Genomic DNA, 18,470 nt, shown 5'->3' with positions numbered 1-18,470 from the left:
TTGACTTTTTATGAAAGTCAAAGGTGGCATTCAGGCGAAAAACGCGGTTTTCGCCTGAATGTACGCCGCGTTGCGGCGGCTGCCGCTTTCGCGTCAGCAGAGCATTTTCAAAGAGAAAATGCTCTAAGCACACACAGCCCTGGCCGTCTGCCGGCGGCCAGGGCCGGGATCTGCATATATGCCCCAACGCCCTCCGGAACATCGTGCCGCGGGGAAACGCGCGAGCGGACAGGTTTCTGCCCCTGCCGCCGGGCCGTGGCACGGCAAAGCCGGCTGCGCGGCATCCCCCCTGTCCGGTCGCCTGGCCGCGCCTTCGGTTGTGCTGCCCGGCACCGTGGCGGAAAACGCGCGTTTTTTGAGCGGCAGGATCGATGAGATCGGTCTCTGCTTTTTCGAGACGCGGGCCTGCCTGGAGTACGGCGACAGCGATCTGCCGCGCGATTTGGCCGATCTGCCCCTGCGCTGGCATGTGCATCTGCCCGTTGATCTGCCCTGGCCCGCGGGCCGGGGCGCAGATGCGGCCCCTGCCGCGTCCTCGGCGTTGGCTGTGTTTCGCAAAGCCGCCTTTTTGCGGCCGCGTCTGGCCGTGCTGCACCCGCCCGAGGGCTCCCCGGCGCGCCAGCGCCGCCTGCTCAAAGATTTCGCGGTCCGCTGGCAGGCCGCGAGCAGCGCGCCCCTGTTGGTGGAAAATATCGATTGCTGCGATCTGGCCCGCCTGGGCTGCGGTTTTCTGCCGGAGCACGGCCTGGGCGTCTGTCTGGACGTGGGGCATCTGCTGGGCTATGCTCAGCGCGGTCTTGCGGACTCGGAGCTGCCCGATCAGGCGGCGTTGATCCACTGGAGCGCGCCCGGCAGGCGGGACGAGCATTTGCCGCTCACCGGGTTCAGCATGGCCGAGCGCGAGGCAGCTCTTGGGATCATGCGCCGCCTCCCGGCCACGGCAGTGCATCTGGCGGAGATTTTTCACTGGCCGGGCCTGGCGGCCTCCCTGCCGGTTCTGGCTGCCCTGGCCGGAAACGCGAAGGTGGCGGCAGAAATACGTTAACATCCACAATCAAGGCCATGACAGGGGAACGGGCATGCCGGGCAAGGCCGAACACATCGCGCGATTCAAGCAATGGCGGCAGAATCTGAACAAGGACGGTCGCTGGGGCATCCTGATCACCGCGGATCCCGACGCTCTGGCTTCGGCCATGGCCTTGAAAAGGCTCATGATCCACAGGGCGCACAGCGTGGAGATCCTGAGCATCAACGAAGTGACCCGGCCGGACAATCTGGCCATGATCCGCTACCTGCGCATTCCGGTCAAAGCCTGGCAGCCGGAAATGGCGGGCCAGTTCAACCGCTTCGCCATTGTGGATTCCCAGCCGCACCACAACAAGGCCTTTCAGGGCCTTCCCTTTGATCTGATCATTGATCACCACCCCTTGCCGCCGGGATTCGTCTGCTCCACGTCCCCCGCCGCCTTTTGCAACATCCGGCCCGACATCGGAGCCACGAGCACCATGATGACCCGCTTTTTGCAGGTCCTGCACACGCGGCCCGGCCCGCGCCTGGCCACGGCCCTGCTCTACGGCATCCGCACGGACACCGGAACTTTCGAGCGATCCGGCGGCGAGGAGGATCTGCGGGCCTATCAATGGCTTTCGCGCCACGCGGACAAGAATCTGCTGCGCCGGATCATCCGCAGCGAATACTTGCGCGAATGGCTGCCGCTCTTTTCGCGCGCCTTCCGCTCGCTGACCGACTGCCGGGGCAGCGGGGCCTACGCCTGGCTCAATGAGGCCAACAGCGCGGATCTGCTGGTGGCCGTGGCCGACTTCTTCACGAAAGTGCACGGTCTGAAATGGATTGCCGTCAGCGGCATTGTGGGCAAAACCGTGATCGTGATCTTTCGCGGCGACGGCACGCGGGACGTGGGCCGCCTGGCCGACGCCTGTTTTTATGATGTGGGCGCGGCCGGGGGGCACCGCAACCTGGCCCGCGCCGAATTTCCGCTCTCGGCCGTTTCCGAGGGCGTCAAAGCCTCGGATTTTGTGCTGCGCCGCCTGCAAAGCCGTAAACTGCGCCCGGCAGGTTCTGCTCCGGGCAAGGCCCAGGCCCGGGCGCAATCCCAGGCGTCTGCCCCGCTCCAGGTCGCCGCGCCCGCCACGGACACGATCAAAGGCTGAAGCGCCAGAGCAGGCCCAAGCCCGGCGCGTCAGGCCGAATGAGGGCCAGGGCCGGCGCGCGGCCGTTAGGGCGTTTTGCCAATGAAAGCAGCTGCACGCTCTCAATGGTAAGATTTCTTTTGCCTGATGTGTGACAAAAGCCGCAAACCTTGTCAGCAGCAAAATGACTCTTTTTGATCGCAGAGCATTTTTTTCATATTTTTTTATTGACATCCGCCGGGCCTGAGGCTACTCACATTGCAACACGGAGTTTTACGTCATGCCTCAGTTTATTCCCGCCATAGCTTCCTCGTGCGCCGCCGGCCTGAGCTGGTACTTTTTTGCGTACTTTACCGAAGCCTGTGGTCGGGAACTTCGCTGACGTCCGTTGTCCGGAAGTTTCAAGGGCCGCAGGCAATCCGCCGGCGGCCCTTTTTCTTTGGCCGCAGGCGGATTGCCCGTAACGAAATCCGACAAAAGCCACAAAGGAGTCTTTCATGTACCTCGGCAAAAAAGTCCGGCTGGAGCGTATCATCAACCGCGAAAACGGCCGCACGATCATCGTGCCCATGGATCACGGCGTGACCATCGGCGCTGTGGAAGGCCTGGTGGACATGCGCGAGACGGTCAACGACATGGCCCTGGGCGGCGCGGACGCGGTGCTCATGCACAAGGGCCTGGTGCGCTGCTCGCACCGCAGCGCGGGCAAGGATATCGGGCTCATCGTCCACCTCTCCGCTTCCACCGCGCTTTCGCCCATCGGCAACACCAAGACGCTGGTGGGCACGGTGGAGGAAGGCATCAAGCACGGCGCGGACTGCGTTTCCGTGCACGTCAATCTGGGCGATCCCAACGAGCGCCTGATGCTCGCGGATCTGGGCCGGGTGGCCGAAGCCTGCGACAACTGGCACATGCCGCTGCTGGCCATGATGTACGCGCGCGGCCCGCAGGTGACCAACAGCTACGCGCCCGAGATCGTGGCGCACTGCGCGCGCGTGGGCGTGGAGCTGGGCGCGGATATCGTCAAGGTGCCCTACACCGGCGACATGGAGAGCTTCGCGGACGTGGTTTCGGCCTGTTGCGTGCCCGTGGTCATTGCCGGGGGCGAGCGCATGGATTCCACCCGCCAGATTCTGGAAATGGTCCATGACTCCCTCAAAGCGGGCGGCGCGGGCATTTCCGTAGGCCGCAACGTCTTCCAGCATCCGCGCCGGGTGGCGCTGGTCAAAGCTTTGCGCGCCATCGTGCATGAGAATGCCTCAGTGGATCAGGCCATGCAGATCGTGGGAGAGTAAGGCAGATGTCCCGCATTTATTTTCGTTGCGTGCCCTTTGCCAAGGAGCAGGTCACGCTGGCTCTGGAGTCCGGCGTGGACGGCGTGATCGCGCCGCGCGAGCGGGTGGATCAGGTGGCCGCGCTGTCCCGCTGCCCGGTCTGGGCCGAAGATGAGGTGGCCGTTGCCGCGCTCTCGGCCAAGGCCGACGAGGAAGCCGTGCTGGCGCGCCTGAAAAACGGCGAGCGCGTGGCGCTGGCCCGCGGCTGGGAGGTGATCCCGGTGGAAAATCTGCTGGCCCAGAGCGATGCGGTTCTGGTCGAGGCGGGAAATCTGGACGAGGCGCGCCTGGCCGCCGGGATTCTGGAGCGCGGCGTGGCTGGCATTGTGGTTCTGCCCGAGGCTTTGGCCGATCTCAAGGAAATTGTGGCCCAGTGCAAACTCTCGCAGGGGCGGGAAGATCTGCTCCCCGCCGTGATCACCCGCGTGGAGCCCGTGGGCCTGGGGCACCGGGTCTGCGCGGATACGCTCTCCCTGTTGCGCCGCGGCCAGGGTATGCTGGTGGGCAATTCCAGCGCCTTTACCTTTCTGGTCCACGCGGAGACCGAGCATAACGAGTACGTGGCCGCGCGGCCTTTCCGGATCAACGCCGGGGCCGTGCACGCCTACACCCGCCTGCCCCATGACAAAACCAGCTATCTGGGCGAACTGAAAGCCGGTCAGGAAGTGCTGATCGTGGATGCCGAGGGCGCAACCGGCGTGGCCACTCTGGGCCGGGTCAAGATCGAGGTGCGGCCCATGCTCCTGATTGAAGCTCAGGCGGACACGCAAAACGGTTTGCAAAAAGGAACCGTCTTTCTGCAGAACGCCGAGACCATCCGGCTCACGGCGCCTGACGGCACGCCGCTCAGCGTGGTGAGCCTCAAGCCCGGCGATGCGGTGCTCTGCCGCCTGGATGAAGCGGGCCGCCACTTCGGCATGCGCGTGCGCGAAGAAATCCGGGAGGTCTAGGCGCATGGCGGACAACAATAGCCCCTGGCCGGGCGCCGCGGCCCCGGCCCAGGAATCTCCGGCCTCCGCGCAGCGCCTGAGCGCCATCCGCGGGGAAATCGATCGTGTGGATCAGGCACTGCTGGCGCTCTTCAACCGTCGCGCCGCCCTGAGCCTTGAGGTGGGGCGGATCAAGGCGCACGCGTCGGACATCATCTTCAAGCCCCTGCGCGAGCGCGAGGTGCTGGACGGCCTGGCCGCCCGCAACCCCGGCCCGCTGCCCGAAGAGCATCTGCGGGCCATCTGGCGCGAGATCTTCTCCTCTTCCCGCGCCCTGCAACGCCCGCAAAACGTGGCCTATCTGGGGCCCGAGGGCACCTTTTCCTATTTTGCCGGGGTGGAATATCTGGGGCATGCGGCCCGCTTTCATCCCTGCGCGGACATTGCCCAGGTTTTCGAAGAAGTCAGCGCGGGGCGTTGCGAGTTGGGCGTCGTGCCCCTGGAAAACTCGCTCCAGGGCACCGTGGGCGTGAGCTTCGACCTTTTTTTAAAGCACGAGGTCTTTATTCAGGCCGAACTTTTCTCGCGCATCTCGCACTGTCTCTTGAGCGACGCCCCGTCCCTGGCCGCCGTGCGCACGGTCTATTCTCATCCGCAGCCCCTGGCCCAGTGCGGCGGCTGGCTGCGGGCGCATCTGCCCAATGCCGGGCTGACGCCCGTGGAATCCACGGCAGCGGCGGCCAACCGCGCCGCCGGGCAAAAGGACGCGGCAGCCATCGGACACGGCAAGCTGGCCGACATGCTCGGCCTGGGCGTGCTGGCCCGGCGCATTGAGGACGAGCCCGGCAACTGGACACGCTTTGTGATCATCGGGCCCACCACGGCCCGGACGCCCCAGGGCGGCGTCGTGCCCCGGCCCACGCCCGGCGGCCACAGCGGCGCGGACAAGACTTCCCTGCTGTTCACCCTGCCGGACAAGTCCGGGGCGCTCGCCACTGTGCTGGATCTGCTGGCCAGGCATGGCATCAACATGCGCAAGCTGGAATCCCGCCCCCTGCGGGGCCAGTGCTGGAAATACGTCTTTTTTGCGGATGTGGAGAGCGATCTGGAAAATCCGCGCCATACAGGTCTGTTGGAACAACTGCGCGAGGCCTGCACCAGCTTCCGCATTCTGGGCAGTTATCCCACCGGCCCGCAACTGGACCGGATGAGCGTCGGCGAGGAGGAATCCCGCCAGGAGCAAGGTATCTGAGCCATGATGGAAATAAAAGAAAACCTTTCCCCGGTGACGGTCACGGCCCCGGCCTCCAAGTCCCTGTCGCACCGCTACCTGATCGGCGCGGCCCTGGCGACCGGCGTCTCCACAGTACGGCATACCCTGGAAAGCCGGGATCTGGAGCGCACCCGCGCCATCCTTTGCGCCGCCGGGGCGCGCATGGAAGCGCTGCCGCCAGACGCGGCAGACGGCCCGGGGCCCTCGGGCTGGCGGGTCACGGGCATGAACGGCGCGCCGCGCGGCGGCGACCGGGAACCGCTCTCCTGCGACGTGCACGAGTCCGGCACAACCTGCCGTTTGCTTACGGCCGTGCTGGCCGCCGGGCAGGGGCTCTTTCGCATTCACGGGGCCGGGCGCATGCATGAGCGGCCCATCGGCGAGCTTACCGACGCCCTGGAAAAACTGGGCGCGCGCGTTTGCTTTGAGCAGAGGCCCGGTTGCCCCCCGCTGCTGCTTACGGCCAAGGGCCTTGATCCGGCTCCGCTCCACGGCGAAGTGCGCCTGGGCATGGATGTTTCCAGCCAGTATTTTTCCGGGCTTTTGCTGGCGGCGGCGCTGGGGCCCGCGCCGTTGACCGTGGATCTGGCCGGTCGCAAAGCCGTGTCCTGGCCCTATGTGGGCCTGACCCTGCAATGCCTTGCGGATTTCGGAATCACGTTCAGCGTCCGGACGCGCAAAAACGAGGAAAGCCCCTGGCAGGCCCTGCCCGACGGCGATTGGCGCAAGCTGCGCGAGGCCCGGCCCGGCTGTCTGCGCGTGACGGTGCAGCCCGGCGCGTACCGGGCGGGCGACTATACGGTGGAAGGCGACTGGTCCGGGGCGTCCTACCTGCTGGCAGCCGGAGTTCTGGGCCGCAGGCCCGTGCGCGTGGAAGGCCTGCGCTCGGACTCCCTGCAAGGGGACCGCGCCCTGCTGGACATCCTGCAAAGAATGGGCGCGCGCCTGGAAATGGAAGCGGACGCTGTCACGGCCTACCCCTCGGCGCTGCACGGCGTGGCCCTGGACATGGGTTCCTGCCCGGATCTGGTGCCCACCGTGGCGGTGGTGGCTTCCTTTGCCCGCGGCTCCACGCGGATCAGCAATGTGGCGCATCTGCGCGTCAAGGAATCGGATCGGATCAGCGCCCCGGCCCAGGAACTGGCCAAAACCGGCGTGACAGTGGACGCGCTCTCCGACGGCCTGCTGGTCAACGGCCTGGCAGGGCGGGGCTGCGGCAGGCAGAACGCCCCGCGCCTGCCCGAAGGGCTGAATCTCTGCGTGCACAACGATCACCGCATGGCCATGTCCCTGGCCCTGCTGGGTCTTCAGGAACCCGGCCTGCGCATGGAAACGCGCCTGGACGATCCTTCGGTGGTCTGCAAATCCTTTCCGCAGTTCTGGGACATCTGGAGCCGTCTGGCATGAAAAACGCTCCCCACGAAAAACAGGCGAGCCTGCCGCGCAAAACCGTGCTGGTGGGCTCGCGCGGTCGCATGGGAGCCATGTTGCTGGCCCGGGCCGCCGTGGCCGGGCTGCGCGTCGCGGGCGCGGATCTGCCGCTCACGCCCGAAATTCTGGCTCCGGCCTGCGAAAACGCGGATCTCGCCCTGATCTGCGTGCCCGCGGCCGTGTTTGAGGCCACGCTGGCCAAAGTCTGCCCGCATTTGCCGCCTGACGCGGTGCTGGCGGACATCACTTCGGTCAAGGAACAGCCCATGCGGCAGATGGAGCAGGCCTGGCCCGGGCCGGTGGCGGGCACGCATCCCCTGTTCGGGCCCAGGCCCGCGCCGGGCGCGGATCTGCCCGTGGCCGTGATTCCGGGCCGCACGGCCACGGAAGAACATCTCGCCCTGGCCGAGGGCTTTTTTACGGCCCTGGGCTGCCGGGTCTTTCGGACCACGGCCCAAAAGCACGATCAGGCCATGGCCCGCATCCAGGGCATGAACTTCATCACCAACCTGGCCTACTTTGCCCTGCTGGCCGGGCAGGAAGATCTGCTGCCCTATCTCACGCCCTCCTTTGACCGCCGCAAGGCCGCGGCGCGCAAAATGCTCACCGAGGACGCCCGGCTCTTTGCCGGGCTGTTTGAAGCCAATCCCCACAGCCACGAGGCCGTGCGCCAATACCGTCAGATGCTCAATCTGGCCGCCGCGGGCGATATCGATCTGCTCTGCGAGCGCGCCCGCTGGTGGTGGCGCGAGGAAGAAAAAACGGCAGAAACAGACTGAGCGCCCAGGCGCGGGCCGCGTTGAACGTGCCGCCAAGGCATGCTTTTTGCTATTCCTCTGCTGAACGCCAAAACAGCGACCACAGGGAGCAGGCATGTTCGGTAAGCAAACAGATCCAAGCAGAACGGAAGAAGCCACTCCCAAGCGCCGCAAAAAGCAGCGCGAGGAGGGCAATGTCCCCAAATCGCAGGAACTGGGCAAGGCCGTGAGCCTGGTGGGGGGGATGATCGCGCTGTACGTCTGGATCGGCCCCATGAGCGAGCAAATCAAGGTCCTGTTCCAGCGTTTTCTGGGCCATGCCTGGGCGTTTGATCCCAATCCCCAGAATGTCTACACTCTGAGCATTGAGCTGGCCCTGGAGATCTGCAAGATTCTGTTGCCCGTGCTGCTCTTTCTGGCTTTTCTGGCCTTTCTGGCCCAGCGCCTGCAGGTGGGCAAACTCTGGACCACCAAGGTTTTCAAGTTCAAATGGCAGCGTTTCAACCTGATCAAAGGGCTGAAGCAGATGCTGCTTTCGCCGCAGACCGCCTTGCGCACCATCAAAAGCCTGCTGTTCTCGATCATCCTCTCGCTGATCCCCGGCTATCTTATCTATCAGGAATACCAAAACTTCCTGCCCATGTATTACGCCACGCCCGAAGGCGTGGCCGTGTACATGCTGCAGATGGCCCTGCGCCTGGCCTCGTATGCCCTGCTGCCCATCCTGGCCATTACCGCCTTTGATGTCTGGCAGTCGCGCTATGCCTACCGGGAAGGCATGAAGATGACCAAGGACGAAGTCAAGGACGAACGCAAGCAGGCTGAAGGCGATCCGGTGATCAAGGGCCAGCAGCGCAAAAAGATGATGGAAAGCATGATGCAACGCATGATGCAGGACGTGCCCAAGGCCGACGTGGTGGTGACCAACCCCACGCATATTGCCGTTGCCCTGCGCTACAACACCGCCGAAGCCCCGGCCCCGGTGGTGCTGGCCAAGGGCGCGGATCATCTGGCCGAGAAAATCAAGGCCGTGGCGCGCGAGCACAAGGTGCCCATCCGCGAAAACGTGCCCCTGGCACGCGCTTTGTATAAGGCAGTGGACGTGGGCGAGATGATCCCCGAGGAATTGTACAAGGCAGTGGCCACGCTGCTGGCAAGCATCTGGAGGCTCACGCCCAAAGCCGTTAAGCGCTAGTGCGGGCAAGCCGGTTCAGGGACAAAACGAGGTGTCAGAAAAATGGCAACAGTCACTCTTCCGCAAATGGATTACAGCCGCTTCTCCAAACACGGCGAAATCATGCTGGCCGCGGGCGTGGTCATCATTCTTTTCGTCATGCTGGTGCCGCTGCCCACCTTTTTTCTGGACATCATGCTCTGCGTGAGCATTTCCATTGCCCTGCTCGTGCTGGTCACCACCATGTTCATGACCTCGCCCCTGGAGTTCACGATTTTTCCCTCCCTGCTGCTGGTGACCACCCTGCTGCGCCTGGCGCTGAACGTGGCCTCCACCCGCCTGATCCTGCTCAACGGCGACATGGGCGTCGAGGCCGCGGGCAACGTGATCCGCGCTTTTGGCGAGTTCGTGGTGGGCGGCAGCTATGTGGTGGGCGGCGTCATCTTCATGATCCTCTTTATCCTGAACAAGACGGTGATCACCGCAGGCACCACGCGTATCGCCGAAGTGGCCGCGCGCTTCACTCTGGACGCCATGCCCGGCAAGCAGATGGCCATTGAGGCCGACCTCAACGCCGGGCTCATTGACGAGGAGGAGGCCACGGCCCGCCGCAACGGTCTGCGCAAGGAGGCCGATTTCTACGGCGCCATGGACGGCGCGTGCAAATTTGTTTCCGGCGACGTGAACGCGGGCATGCTGATCACCCTGGTCAACCTGATCGGCGGGATCATCATCGGCGTTGTCCAGAAAGAAATGGACTGGGGCACTGCCCTGACCACCTATTCCCTGCTGACCATCGGCGACGGCCTGGTGTCCACCATCCCTTCGATCATCGTCTCCACGGCCACGGGCCTGCTGGTTTCGCGCGCGGCCTCGGAAGCCAAGATGGGCGAGGAATTTCTGGCCCAGCTCACCTTCAACAGCCAGGCCATGAAGATGGTTTCCGGCGTGCTTCTGGTCTTTGCCCTGGTGCCCGGCCTGCCCACTGTTCCCTTTATGATTTTGTCCGCCCTGCTCTTCCTGGTAAGCCGTCTGAGCGCCAGGGATGAGGAAAAGGAGGAAAAGAAGAGCAAAAAGGCAGCCAAGGGCAAAGCCTCAGGCACAGCCGACACGCCCGAGGAAGTGCAGGCCCTGCTGCCCCTGGACACCCTGGAGCTGGAAGTGGGCTACGGCCTGATCCCCCTGGTGGACGAGGAACAGAGCGGCAACCTGCTGGCGCGCATCCGCTCCATCCGGCGGCAGTTCGCCCTGGATATGGGCGTGGTGATCCCCTCCCTGCATCTGCGCGACAATCTGCAACTGAAGCCCGGCCAGTATGCGCTCCTGATCAAGGGCAATCAGGTGGCCTCGGCGGAAATTCTGGTGGATCATTTCCTGGCTATGGACCCGGGCAACGTGACCACCCAGATCAGCGGCATCGAAACCCGGGAACCGGCGTTCAACCTGCCCGCTCTCTGGATACCGGACAGCCAGCGCGAGGAAGCCATGATGGCAGGCTATACGGTGGTGGACCCGGCCACGGTGATCGCCACGCATCTGACCGAGGTCTTCAAGCGCCATCTCGCCGACTTTCTGGATCGTCAGGCCGTGCAGGGCCTGCTGGACACGGTGGGCAAGCATGCGCCCAAGGCCGTGGAGGATCTGGTGCCCGGCGTGCTGCCTCTGGGCGCGGTTCAGAAGGTGTTGCAACTGCTGGTGCGCGAAAACGTGAGCATCCGCGACATGCTGACCATCGTGGAAACCCTGGGCGACTACGGAACCGGCATCAAAAATCCGGACATGCTGGCCGAGTATGTGCGCGAAAAGCTCTCCCGCTCCATTGTGCGGCCGTATCTGGACAGCCAGGGCGTGCTGCCCGTGCTGACCCTGAACGGCACTGCCGAGCGCATGGTGCAGGAGGGCATCCGCCAGGCGGAAAACGGCGCGGCCTTTCTGTCGCTCAACCCGGCAGCGGCCCAGCGCCTGGTGCAGAATATCAATACGGCCGTGGAAAATGCGGTCAATACCGACGGCCAGCCTGTGCTTCTGGCAAACCCCATGATCCGGCCGCATCTGGCGCAGCTGATCACCCGTTTTCTGCCCACGGTGCCCGTGATCTCGCAGGCCGAGATCCCGCCGGACATCCGCCTGCAGGCCGTGGGCACGGTGGCCGCGGAATAAGCCGCGGCACTCCGCAACAGTGAAGCGTACCTGTCGCGGCTTGCCTGAATGCGCCGGCAAGCCGCGATTTTCGCCTTTGTTCTAGAGCAGATTACCTTTGACTTTTTCTAAAAGTCAAAGGTGGCATTCAGGCGAAAAACGCGGTTTTCGCCTGAATGTACGCCGCGTTGCGGCGGCTGCCGCTTTCGCGTCAGCAGAGCATTTTCAAAAACAAAATGCTCTAGAGCGGCTTGATAATGAAATTATCCAAACCGCTCTGGCGACAGCGTTAGCTGGCGCCCGCGCCGAATGCGCGTCCAGACCGCGTTCTGGACGCGAAATGATGGCAGCGCCGCTTTTGAAATTGAATAATTTCAAAAACAAAATGCTCTATATGAAAAAAAACCCCGGCTCCTGCGTCAACAGAAACCGGGGCTGGCGCGGCGCGTTACAGCGCCCGCATGGCTGCCAGTGTTTACATTTTTCATAGCCCCGGCCCATCGCGACAATGGACCGGGGCGCTCTGTTATCTGGCGTCAGCCGCCAGCAACAGCTTCAGATCATGTCGCTGTTGGGCTGCTGCTCCTGCAATTTGAATCTGTTCTGAAGCATCAGGGGCAGCGCGTCGGGATCGGCGGGATCATATTCAAACATGACCGCCGTGCCGTAGCAGGAAAAATACTTGCTGCCGTCCGGGTGAAAAGCCACGTTTTCACTATAGCCCACAATGGCTTGCGCGCCCTTGTTCATGGCCCGCCCGGCCATGCCGAAAAAGGCCTCCTCCGAATCAAAGCCCCGGCAGCAGACCAGGCCCAGCACTTTTGCGATACGGCGGCCTTCCACCTGATGCGTGGTCACCACAGGAAAACGCCCGGCCAGAAAAACGTCGCGCACGCGGCTGTCGGCTTCGGGCATTTGTGCCTGTTTTTCAGCCTTGCGCGCCTTTTTTTCGTTGCCTCCCAGCAAAAAAAACATGCCGAACCTCCAAAGTCAGATTGCCGGACAAAGCCGGACACATGTCTGTATTTTTTGCCTTCGGATATTGCAATGAGCTTGCCAAACCGTATTTTTGTATATTTTTCAACTAATTATGCGCAGACAGAAAAAATCTGTCGGCAAACCGACAGGGATGGCCGGCATGAGCAAAGCGGGCGGCGTGAAAGTGCCCCCCGATGCCCAGGCAAAAAACGCAGCCTCAGCCCAGAGAGGGAAAAACCGCTGCTCCGGCAAGCGCGGCGCGGCGATGCGCGGGCGCTGCTCCGGCAGATAAAAGAAAACCCTGCAACGCCAAAAAAGCAGGGCAAGGCCTGCGGAGGGCGCTGCGGCGGCGCTTTCAGAATGGATCTGCTTCCCGGCCCGAACCCGGCCAGGAAAAGGACAGGCCTTTTTCCGCCTATGTCTCGTTGGCGGCCCGCACAAAAGCATTGTACGCTTCGCGGCTGCGCGCGACGCTTTCGTTCAGTTCCCGACGTATGCGGCTGTGAAAGCCTTCGCGCTGCCCTTGCGCCAGCTTTTGAGAGAAGATCGCCGCTTCCTTGAGAAAAGCGCGATAGGCCCGCTCCACCTGCGGCGCTGCCGGGAAAGGCGGCCGCCCGGCCAGAGCCAGGGAGGCTTCCAATTGGCCGCGCAATTGTTCCAGGGCTGTGCCGTCGGGCTCCTCCGGGGCAAGCAGATCCCCTGCCTGCCTGAAGAGGGAAAAGATCTTCCGGGCTTCCACGATCTGGCGCTTCAGGGGGTGCTCCCGCAACAGCAGATTCTCGGCCTGCGCGGCGCGGGCCTCCACTGTTTCCAGAAAACTCTTGCGCGCCGCCATAAACACCGTATGCGCGTTTCTCAGGTTCTGCACGAGTTTTTTGCCTTGCGCGCCGTCATCCTTGATCGTGTCGTCAGCCACATATTTTTCCAGAGCCCTGTACTCCGCCAACATGGAGTCAAGGGCTTTGCTCATGTCCTTGACGCTCTGCGCCAGTTGTGCTTCCGCCTCGGCGGGAAACAAGCCCCCGGCAGGGGTGAGTCGCCGCGCGGCCGCGTCGCGCTGGGCCGTTCGCGCGTGAGGCCGGGGCGCGAGCCGCCACTCTTGCAAATACTCCCGCGCATTGTCCAGCAAGGCGTCCGGCAACGCGTAATAGCCCTCTGTCAGCGCGCTGGTGGCGGCATTGGAAAATTCCACCAGCTTGTCGGCCTGCGTTCTCTCCTCGGCTGAAAGCGGAGGCAAGGGCGCAGGAGCGGGTGCGCGAGCCTCGGGGAGCGTGGCATTGGCGCTCGGCGGAGTTGCGGCGGAATCCGCTTTTGTGGCGTCGCGGCGCTGATTTTCGTCGTCAGACCCGCAGGCAAAGAGAAAGAGCACGGCCACAAGGCACACGACAAGAAAAGTAAACCTGTTCATCTGTTATTCCTGATTATTTCTCCGGATATGGGCATGGTCAACAGGAACTTTTTTACCGCTCTGTAGCGTTAACACACCCCGGAGCGGTTTGCTGTTGAAAACGGCAACCGCTCTGGCGACCGCGGGCGCCAGCCAGAGCAGATTACCTTTGACTTTTTATGAAAGTCAAAGGTGGCATTCAGGCGAAAAACGCGGTTTTCGCCTGAATGCACGCCGCGTTGCGGCGGCTGCCGCTGTCGCGTCAGCAGAGCATTTTCAAAGAGAAAATGCTCTAACGCTGTCGCCAGAGCGTTTAGCTAATTTTATTAGCAAAATGCTTTAGTTGTACAACTGGCTCATGGCCCGCAGCAGATTGGCGAACAGGCCGTCCATGCCGCTGATGAACTCTTCCACATGATCGGACATGATCACCAGCAAGAGGCCCACAAAGAAAAAGCCCACCCCGATTTTGATCGGGAAGCCGAATTCCATGATGTGAATCTGTGGCGAAGTGCGGGCCACAAGGGCCAGAGCCACTTCCACCATGAACAGGGCCACCATGACCGGCGCGGCGATTTTCAGGGCCAGCACGAACATCCCGGCCGCCAGATGCAGGACCTGCCGCAGCAGGGTATCGCCGATAAACAGGCCGCCGGGCGGCACCAGGGCAAAAGAGGCGGCAAAGCCCTTGATCATGTAAAGATGCCCGTCCAGGGCCAGAAAGGTCAGCAGGGAGACCATCCAGAGAAAAAAGGCCGTGGCCCCGGTCTGGTTGCCGGTGAGCGGGTCCGCGAAGTTGATCATGGTAAAGCCCATCTGAAAGCCCAGCAGCTCGCCGCCCGCCTGAATGCCCATGAACAGAAAATTGACGGCCATGCCGAGCACCAGGCCGAGCACCACCTCGCCGAGCAGCATCAGGGCCAGGTCAAAGGGATGGGCGGGCATGGCCGCGCCGGGAAGCGCCAGATGCGGCCACACGCCCAGGGAAAAGACAATGGTCACCGCGGCTTTGACCGGGATGGGGATGTTGTTGGTGGAAAAGACCGGCAGCATGAACATGACGATGCTCACCCGCATGATGGTGAGCAGCAGGCTCAGCACGGCCGCCGGATCATAGTTGAAGACATCCATGCCGCAAGCGAATGCAAGAAGGTTGCCAGACTGCGAAAGCCGGGCGGGAGGTCCGAAACCGGTCGGGCGCTGCCGCGCTCTGTCGCGGGCCATGCAACGCGGCGGCCATCCGTTGCGCGGCCCGTGGGCGCGCCGTGAAGCGGCGCGGGTTCTGCCGAAAACCGCGTATTCCGGCAGAACGAAACAGTGAAACGCACAGCGTTTCAATGGTAATCTACGCTATTTGTGCAACTTTTCGGCAATGAGCTCGCGGATGATTTTATTCAGGCCCGGCAGATCCGGTTTGGAAACCTGCCTGTCCGCGCCGACCTTGACGCCCTTGTCGCGCAGGGCATCCGTGATCAGGGAAGAGAAAAGAATGACCGGGAGCTTGTGGGTGCCCGGATTCTCGCGGATTTTGGCCGTCAACTCGTGCCCGTCCATTTCCGGCATCTCAATGTCGGAAATGACCAGATGCACCAGATCCGTGAGATCCTGTTGTCTGTTCTGGGCTTCGTCGCGCGCTTTCGTCAGAAATTCCCAGGCTTCCCGACCGCTGGCCACGGCTGTGACCTGAAAGCCGGATTTTTCCAGGGAGGATTTGATGATGTGGCGCAGGGAGCTTGAGTCGTCGGCCACCAGCAGGTGAAATTCGCCCGCGCCTTCCACCGGCGTGGTGTCAACCTCCACCTGCGACATGTCCAGGGAGCTGTCCATGCTGGCCAGGATCTTTTCCATGTCCAGGATGAAAAGCACCCGATCCTGGATGCGCACCACGCCCGTGATGCTCTCGCGCGAGTAGGTCTGCACATATTTGTTGGGCGGCTCGATGCGATCCCAGGTCATCCTGTGGATGCTGGTCACCGTGGAGACCAGAAAAGCCGCCTGCACGCCGCTGAACTCCGTGACAATGACCTTGTTGTTTTCGTCTGAGGCCATCTCCTTGCCCAGCCAGGCGGCCAGATTCAAAATGGGCAGCACCTTGCCGCGCAGATTGAAGGTGCCGAGCACCGAGGCGTCGTGCTTGCTGGGCACGCTGGTGACCGTGGGCAGACGGATGATTTCCAGCACCTTGGCCACATTGATGCCGTAATGCCCGCTGTAGACGTTGCCGTCCGGCAATTTTTCGTCAATGAGAAACTCAATGATTTCAAGCTCATTGTTATTGACGTTGAGCAAGCTGTTCTGGCTCATGGCTTTCCTCATCCTGTGCCGCTGCTGTTGCGACCGGGTCGGCGTGAATACTCTGTCTTAGTTCATCGGCGACAAGCCGTTTTTCTTAAGGCGCGGCCGAAAATATCTTCCGCAATGATCCGTACCGGGTTCAGGCTTTCCGGGCGCGCGCCGCGCCGTTGCGGCCGCCGGGCCTGCGGCCCGCCTCGGCAGCCCGCGGGCCGGCTCCTTTGGGCGGCTCAAGGCGCGGGCAAAAGTCCGCCATCTCGCATTGACCGCAAAGGGGCGTGCGGGCGTGGCAGACATCTCTGCCGAACCAGACCATGCGGTGATTCACGTTGCCCCATTCCTCCTGCGGGAAAAGCGCCATGAGCTCCCGCTCCACGGCCACCGGGTCCGTCTGATCCGTAAGGCCCAGGCGGTAACTGATGCGTTTGACGTGCGTGTCCACTGCCAGGCCCTGGTTGACGCCGAAAGCGCCGAACAAAACCACGTTCGCGGTTTTGCGGGCCACGCCCCCCAGCGTGATCAGCTGCTCCAGCGTGTCGGGCACCTCGCCCTTGTAGACATCCCGCACGCGGCGGGCCGCGGCCAGAAGATTCCTGGCCTTGCTGCGGAAAAATCCCGCGGCGTGGATCACGCTTTCCAGCTCATCCTGCGGGGCTTCGGCCAGTTCGGCCGGTCCGGGCCAGCGCCGGAAAAGTTCGGGCGTGATGGTGTTGACCCGGGCGTCGGTGCATTGGGCGGCCAGCACCGTGGCTACCAGCAATTCCCAGGCGTTGCGGGAGTTGAGATGGGTTTCGGGCCGGGGATAGCGCGCCTGCAACGCGGCAAGCGTTTTTTGCGCCCGCGCCGGGCGGGAGTCAGCGGTATTCATGTGCAAGCTATGCCACAGGCGGCGCAAGCCCGCAAGGCAGGCCGTGGCCTCGGGCAGGGCTGACCCTGGTTTCATGAGCAAAACGTTCTGACAAATCGAAGAGAGAGTGTTAACTAAATAATGTTTTAATGTCATCCAGAGTTCCATTCACATGAAACCTGGCAAAAAGAGCCATCGTCAAATCAACCCTATGCAGACTCCGTGAAACAACGACCGACTTTCGGCGGAATCTGGCAAACCAGTGACGCTGGCGACAATTGTTCCTTTCTATACGGACTGTGCCACTTTTCCCCTGAAGCAGATCGTTTTCGGCTATCTCCAGAGGATAAACCTTCCACTTGTCCGTACAGTAAAACCAGACTTTCCACTTTTTCAATCGCTCCATCAATCTGTGGGGGGTAGCCTGATCACGCCCTCCACATTCCCAGTCGATGAGTTGACCGGTATCACGACAATAGGCTTTCCAGATCCAAAGTTTCTTTTTTTGACTTCAGAAAATGCCACATTTCATCAAGCTCAACAATGATGGCCTCACCAGGTTCAGGCTTTTCATAAACACGCTCCGCAAAAGTTCGTACCCAACGTAAAACAGCGGGGGGTGAAACATGAAAAATTCGGGCAATGGCAGACAGAGACAGACCCATGGTATACAGCGTGACCGCAAGGGCTTTTTCACTTGCCGGGCGGCCACGTGGAGTGGTGCGAGTAAATTGAAATCCACAATTCTTGCAGCGATACCGTTATTTTCCCAGAATCTTTCCGCTTCGATATACCGTGCTGGCATGGCACTTGGGGCAGTCGGGCTTTGCTTCCATGGGCTCCTCCTTTTGGGGGGATATAACACACTTACATCATATTGTTAATACGCTCAAATTGTTATATGCCACCAATCCCCCTGAACCATTTCGTCCAGACATGCCTATCAGGTTATAACGTATGTTATATTCCGAGTTATAAAAGAAACCATACCACTGCTGCATCGCATGATTCTGCCATGCGCCGGCATCCGTGCCCGCTCCCGGCCCCCAATTTCGGAGAAACTGACCAGTCACATTAGGAGTATACAAGCCCGCAGGGTTGGCGGCATCCGGCCGCCATTTGCCCAGATTGGCCGCTTTTGTACTGCTGCTGGCATCCCAGGGCAGCAGCATCCCCGCAAAGCCCCCGGCATCGTAGACCTGTTTCAGCTCCGGCCAGTCCGCGAACTCCACAAAATCGCCATTGGCCCAGCAATGGTTGGGCGGCAGGGTAGTGCTGCGCCCGTAGCGGGGCACGCCGATCCAGCCGGGGTCCAGAGTGGCGGCGCTCAGTATCCCGTCCGGAGAGACAAAGGTGGTCACGCCGTCAGGCTGCACAAGCCCCGCCCGTTCCGGAGCGGCCAGAGGCACAGCGGGAATCTCCACGGAAATGAGGCCGTTTGCGTCAACGTCGATGCCCTGGCCAATGCGCACCACGCCCGGCCTGTCCGTCGTGGCCGGGGTGCGGGCAGCTTCTGCCGCTTCACAGGCCTTGTCATAGGCCGTCTTCACAGCATTGGCCGTGGCGGCTTCCGCCGCGCTTGTGCTGGAGACTGTATTATTGAGTTTCACGCGGCCGGCCTGCGTGAGGCTTGCGGACTTGACAGCCTCGCTATAGACCGCCTTCACGGCCTTGGGCGTGGCGGCCAGAGCCTCACTGTCAGAATTCAGCGCGCTGGAAAGTTGCACGCGGCCGCTGGAAGTGGTGCTGGCCGCGCGCCCGGCTTCGGCGTGCGCACT

16 protein-coding genes and 1 pseudogene are annotated in these 18,470 nt (G+C 62.3%); 9 read left to right on the top strand and 8 right to left on the bottom strand.

What is annotated here, in order from left to right; genetic code table 11:
• Positions 1–178: 178 nt before the first annotated feature.
• The 9 genes from cbiR (at position 179) to flhA (ending at position 11,209) form a co-directional block, all read left to right on the top strand.
• A complete protein-coding gene (gene cbiR / locus G7Y52_RS12245) occupies positions 179–1,045 on the top strand; it encodes a cobamide remodeling phosphodiesterase CbiR (RefSeq protein WP_241159738.1) in 867 nt (288 codons plus the stop codon).
• Between the two features lie 34 nt (positions 1,046–1,079).
• Complete coding sequence (locus G7Y52_RS12240; protein WP_241159737.1) at positions 1,080–2,171, top strand: DHH family phosphoesterase; 1,092 nt, start codon at positions 1,080–1,082, stop codon at positions 2,169–2,171.
• Positions 2,172–2,647: 476 nt separating this feature from the next.
• Positions 2,648–3,445, top strand: a complete 798-nt coding sequence (locus G7Y52_RS12235) for a 2-amino-3,7-dideoxy-D-threo-hept-6-ulosonate synthase (protein WP_165072338.1) — start codon at positions 2,648–2,650, stop codon at positions 3,443–3,445.
• A gap of 5 nt (positions 3,446–3,450) precedes the next feature.
• Positions 3,451–4,434, top strand: coding sequence for a 3-dehydroquinate synthase II family protein (locus G7Y52_RS12230; RefSeq protein WP_165072336.1), 984 nt, complete (start codon positions 3,451–3,453; stop codon positions 4,432–4,434).
• A gap of 4 nt (positions 4,435–4,438) precedes the next feature.
• Complete coding sequence (pheA, locus tag G7Y52_RS12225; protein ID WP_165072333.1) at positions 4,439–5,665, top strand: prephenate dehydratase; 1,227 nt, start codon at positions 4,439–4,441, stop codon at positions 5,663–5,665.
• Between the two features lie 3 nt (positions 5,666–5,668).
• Positions 5,669–7,093, top strand: a complete 1,425-nt coding sequence (locus G7Y52_RS12220) for a 3-phosphoshikimate 1-carboxyvinyltransferase (RefSeq protein ID WP_165072331.1) — start codon at positions 5,669–5,671, stop codon at positions 7,091–7,093.
• Positions 7,090–7,896, top strand: a complete 807-nt coding sequence (locus G7Y52_RS12215; RefSeq protein WP_165072329.1) for a prephenate dehydrogenase/arogenate dehydrogenase family protein — start codon at positions 7,090–7,092, stop codon at positions 7,894–7,896. Before G7Y52_RS12220 ends, G7Y52_RS12215 begins: the two co-directional genes overlap by 4 nt.
• Before the next feature lie 94 nt (positions 7,897–7,990).
• Positions 7,991–9,070 carry a flagellar biosynthesis protein FlhB gene (gene flhB / locus G7Y52_RS12210; RefSeq protein WP_165072327.1) on the top strand — a complete coding sequence of 360 codons (1,080 nt, stop codon included), beginning with the start codon at positions 7,991–7,993 and terminating at the stop codon, positions 9,068–9,070.
• Between the two features lie 42 nt (positions 9,071–9,112).
• Positions 9,113–11,209, top strand: a complete 2,097-nt coding sequence (gene flhA / locus G7Y52_RS12205) for a flagellar biosynthesis protein FlhA (RefSeq protein WP_165072325.1) — start codon at positions 9,113–9,115, stop codon at positions 11,207–11,209.
• Positions 11,210–11,743: 534 nt separating this feature from the next.
• Here flhA and G7Y52_RS12200 read toward each other — a convergent pair.
• The 8 genes and pseudogenes from G7Y52_RS12200 to G7Y52_RS12165 all read right to left on the bottom strand — a co-directional run.
• Positions 11,744–12,163 carry a YbjQ family protein gene (locus tag G7Y52_RS12200; protein WP_165072323.1) on the bottom strand — a complete coding sequence of 140 codons (420 nt, stop codon included), beginning with the start codon at positions 12,161–12,163 and terminating at the stop codon, positions 11,744–11,746.
• 418 nt (positions 12,164–12,581) lie between these two features.
• Positions 12,582–13,574 (bottom strand): hypothetical protein, encoded by a 993-nt coding sequence (locus tag G7Y52_RS12195; protein WP_165072321.1) that lies wholly within the window; start codon positions 13,572–13,574, stop codon positions 12,582–12,584.
• A gap of 68 nt (positions 13,575–13,642) precedes the next feature.
• Positions 13,643–13,786: a hypothetical protein gene (locus tag G7Y52_RS15045; RefSeq protein WP_206215291.1), complete on the bottom strand. Its 144-nt coding sequence runs from the start codon at positions 13,784–13,786 to the stop codon at positions 13,643–13,645.
• A gap of 106 nt (positions 13,787–13,892) precedes the next feature.
• Positions 13,893–14,684, bottom strand: a complete 792-nt coding sequence (locus G7Y52_RS12185; protein ID WP_165072316.1) for a flagellar biosynthetic protein FliR — start codon at positions 14,682–14,684, stop codon at positions 13,893–13,895.
• Positions 14,685–14,903: 219 nt separating this feature from the next.
• Complete coding sequence (locus tag G7Y52_RS12180; RefSeq protein WP_165072314.1) at positions 14,904–15,857, bottom strand: chemotaxis protein; 954 nt, start codon at positions 15,855–15,857, stop codon at positions 14,904–14,906.
• A 130-nt stretch (positions 15,858–15,987) separates the two neighbouring features.
• Positions 15,988–16,713: an endonuclease III gene (nth, locus tag G7Y52_RS12175; RefSeq protein WP_165072343.1), complete on the bottom strand. Its 726-nt coding sequence runs from the start codon at positions 16,711–16,713 to the stop codon at positions 15,988–15,990.
• Positions 16,714–16,822: 109 nt separating this feature from the next.
• A pseudogene (locus G7Y52_RS12170) lies at positions 16,823–17,528 on the bottom strand (IS1 family transposase).
• Between the two features lie 36 nt (positions 17,529–17,564).
• Positions 17,565–18,470: phage tail protein (locus G7Y52_RS12165; RefSeq protein WP_206215290.1), on the bottom strand; the 906-nt coding region annotated here is incomplete at its 5' end.

The organism is Desulfovibrio sp. ZJ200, from assembly GCF_011039095.1.
Taxonomy (GTDB): domain Bacteria; phylum Desulfobacterota; class Desulfovibrionia; order Desulfovibrionales; family Desulfovibrionaceae; genus Desulfovibrio.
This window is presented reverse-complemented; position numbering and strand designations above follow the sequence as displayed.

Excerpts from the sequence above, each read along its gene's own strand:
- cbiR (WP_241159738.1), top strand. The coding sequence starts at position 179 with ATGCCCCAACGCCCTCCGGAACATCGTGCCGCGGGGAAACGCGCGAGC.
- G7Y52_RS12240 (WP_241159737.1), top strand. The coding sequence starts at position 1,080 with ATGCCGGGCAAGGCCGAACACATCGCGCGATTCAAGCAATGGCGGCAG.
- G7Y52_RS12235 (WP_165072338.1), top strand. The coding sequence starts at position 2,648 with ATGTACCTCGGCAAAAAAGTCCGGCTGGAGCGTATCATCAACCGCGAA.
- G7Y52_RS12230 (WP_165072336.1), top strand. The coding sequence starts at position 3,451 with ATGTCCCGCATTTATTTTCGTTGCGTGCCCTTTGCCAAGGAGCAGGTC.
- pheA (WP_165072333.1), top strand. The coding sequence starts at position 4,439 with ATGGCGGACAACAATAGCCCCTGGCCGGGCGCCGCGGCCCCGGCCCAG.
- G7Y52_RS12220 (WP_165072331.1), top strand. The coding sequence starts at position 5,669 with ATGATGGAAATAAAAGAAAACCTTTCCCCGGTGACGGTCACGGCCCCG.
- G7Y52_RS12215 (WP_165072329.1), top strand. The coding sequence starts at position 7,090 with ATGAAAAACGCTCCCCACGAAAAACAGGCGAGCCTGCCGCGCAAAACC.
- flhB (WP_165072327.1), top strand. The coding sequence starts at position 7,991 with ATGTTCGGTAAGCAAACAGATCCAAGCAGAACGGAAGAAGCCACTCCC.
- flhA (WP_165072325.1), top strand. The coding sequence starts at position 9,113 with ATGGCAACAGTCACTCTTCCGCAAATGGATTACAGCCGCTTCTCCAAA.
- G7Y52_RS12200 (WP_165072323.1), bottom strand. The coding sequence starts at position 12,163 with ATGTTTTTTTTGCTGGGAGGCAACGAAAAAAAGGCGCGCAAGGCTGAA.
- G7Y52_RS12195 (WP_165072321.1), bottom strand. The coding sequence starts at position 13,574 with ATGAACAGGTTTACTTTTCTTGTCGTGTGCCTTGTGGCCGTGCTCTTT.
- G7Y52_RS12185 (WP_165072316.1), bottom strand. The coding sequence starts at position 14,684 with ATGGATGTCTTCAACTATGATCCGGCGGCCGTGCTGAGCCTGCTGCTC.
- G7Y52_RS12180 (WP_165072314.1), bottom strand. The coding sequence starts at position 15,857 with ATGAGCCAGAACAGCTTGCTCAACGTCAATAACAATGAGCTTGAAATC.
- nth (WP_165072343.1), bottom strand. The coding sequence starts at position 16,713 with ATGAATACCGCTGACTCCCGCCCGGCGCGGGCGCAAAAAACGCTTGCC.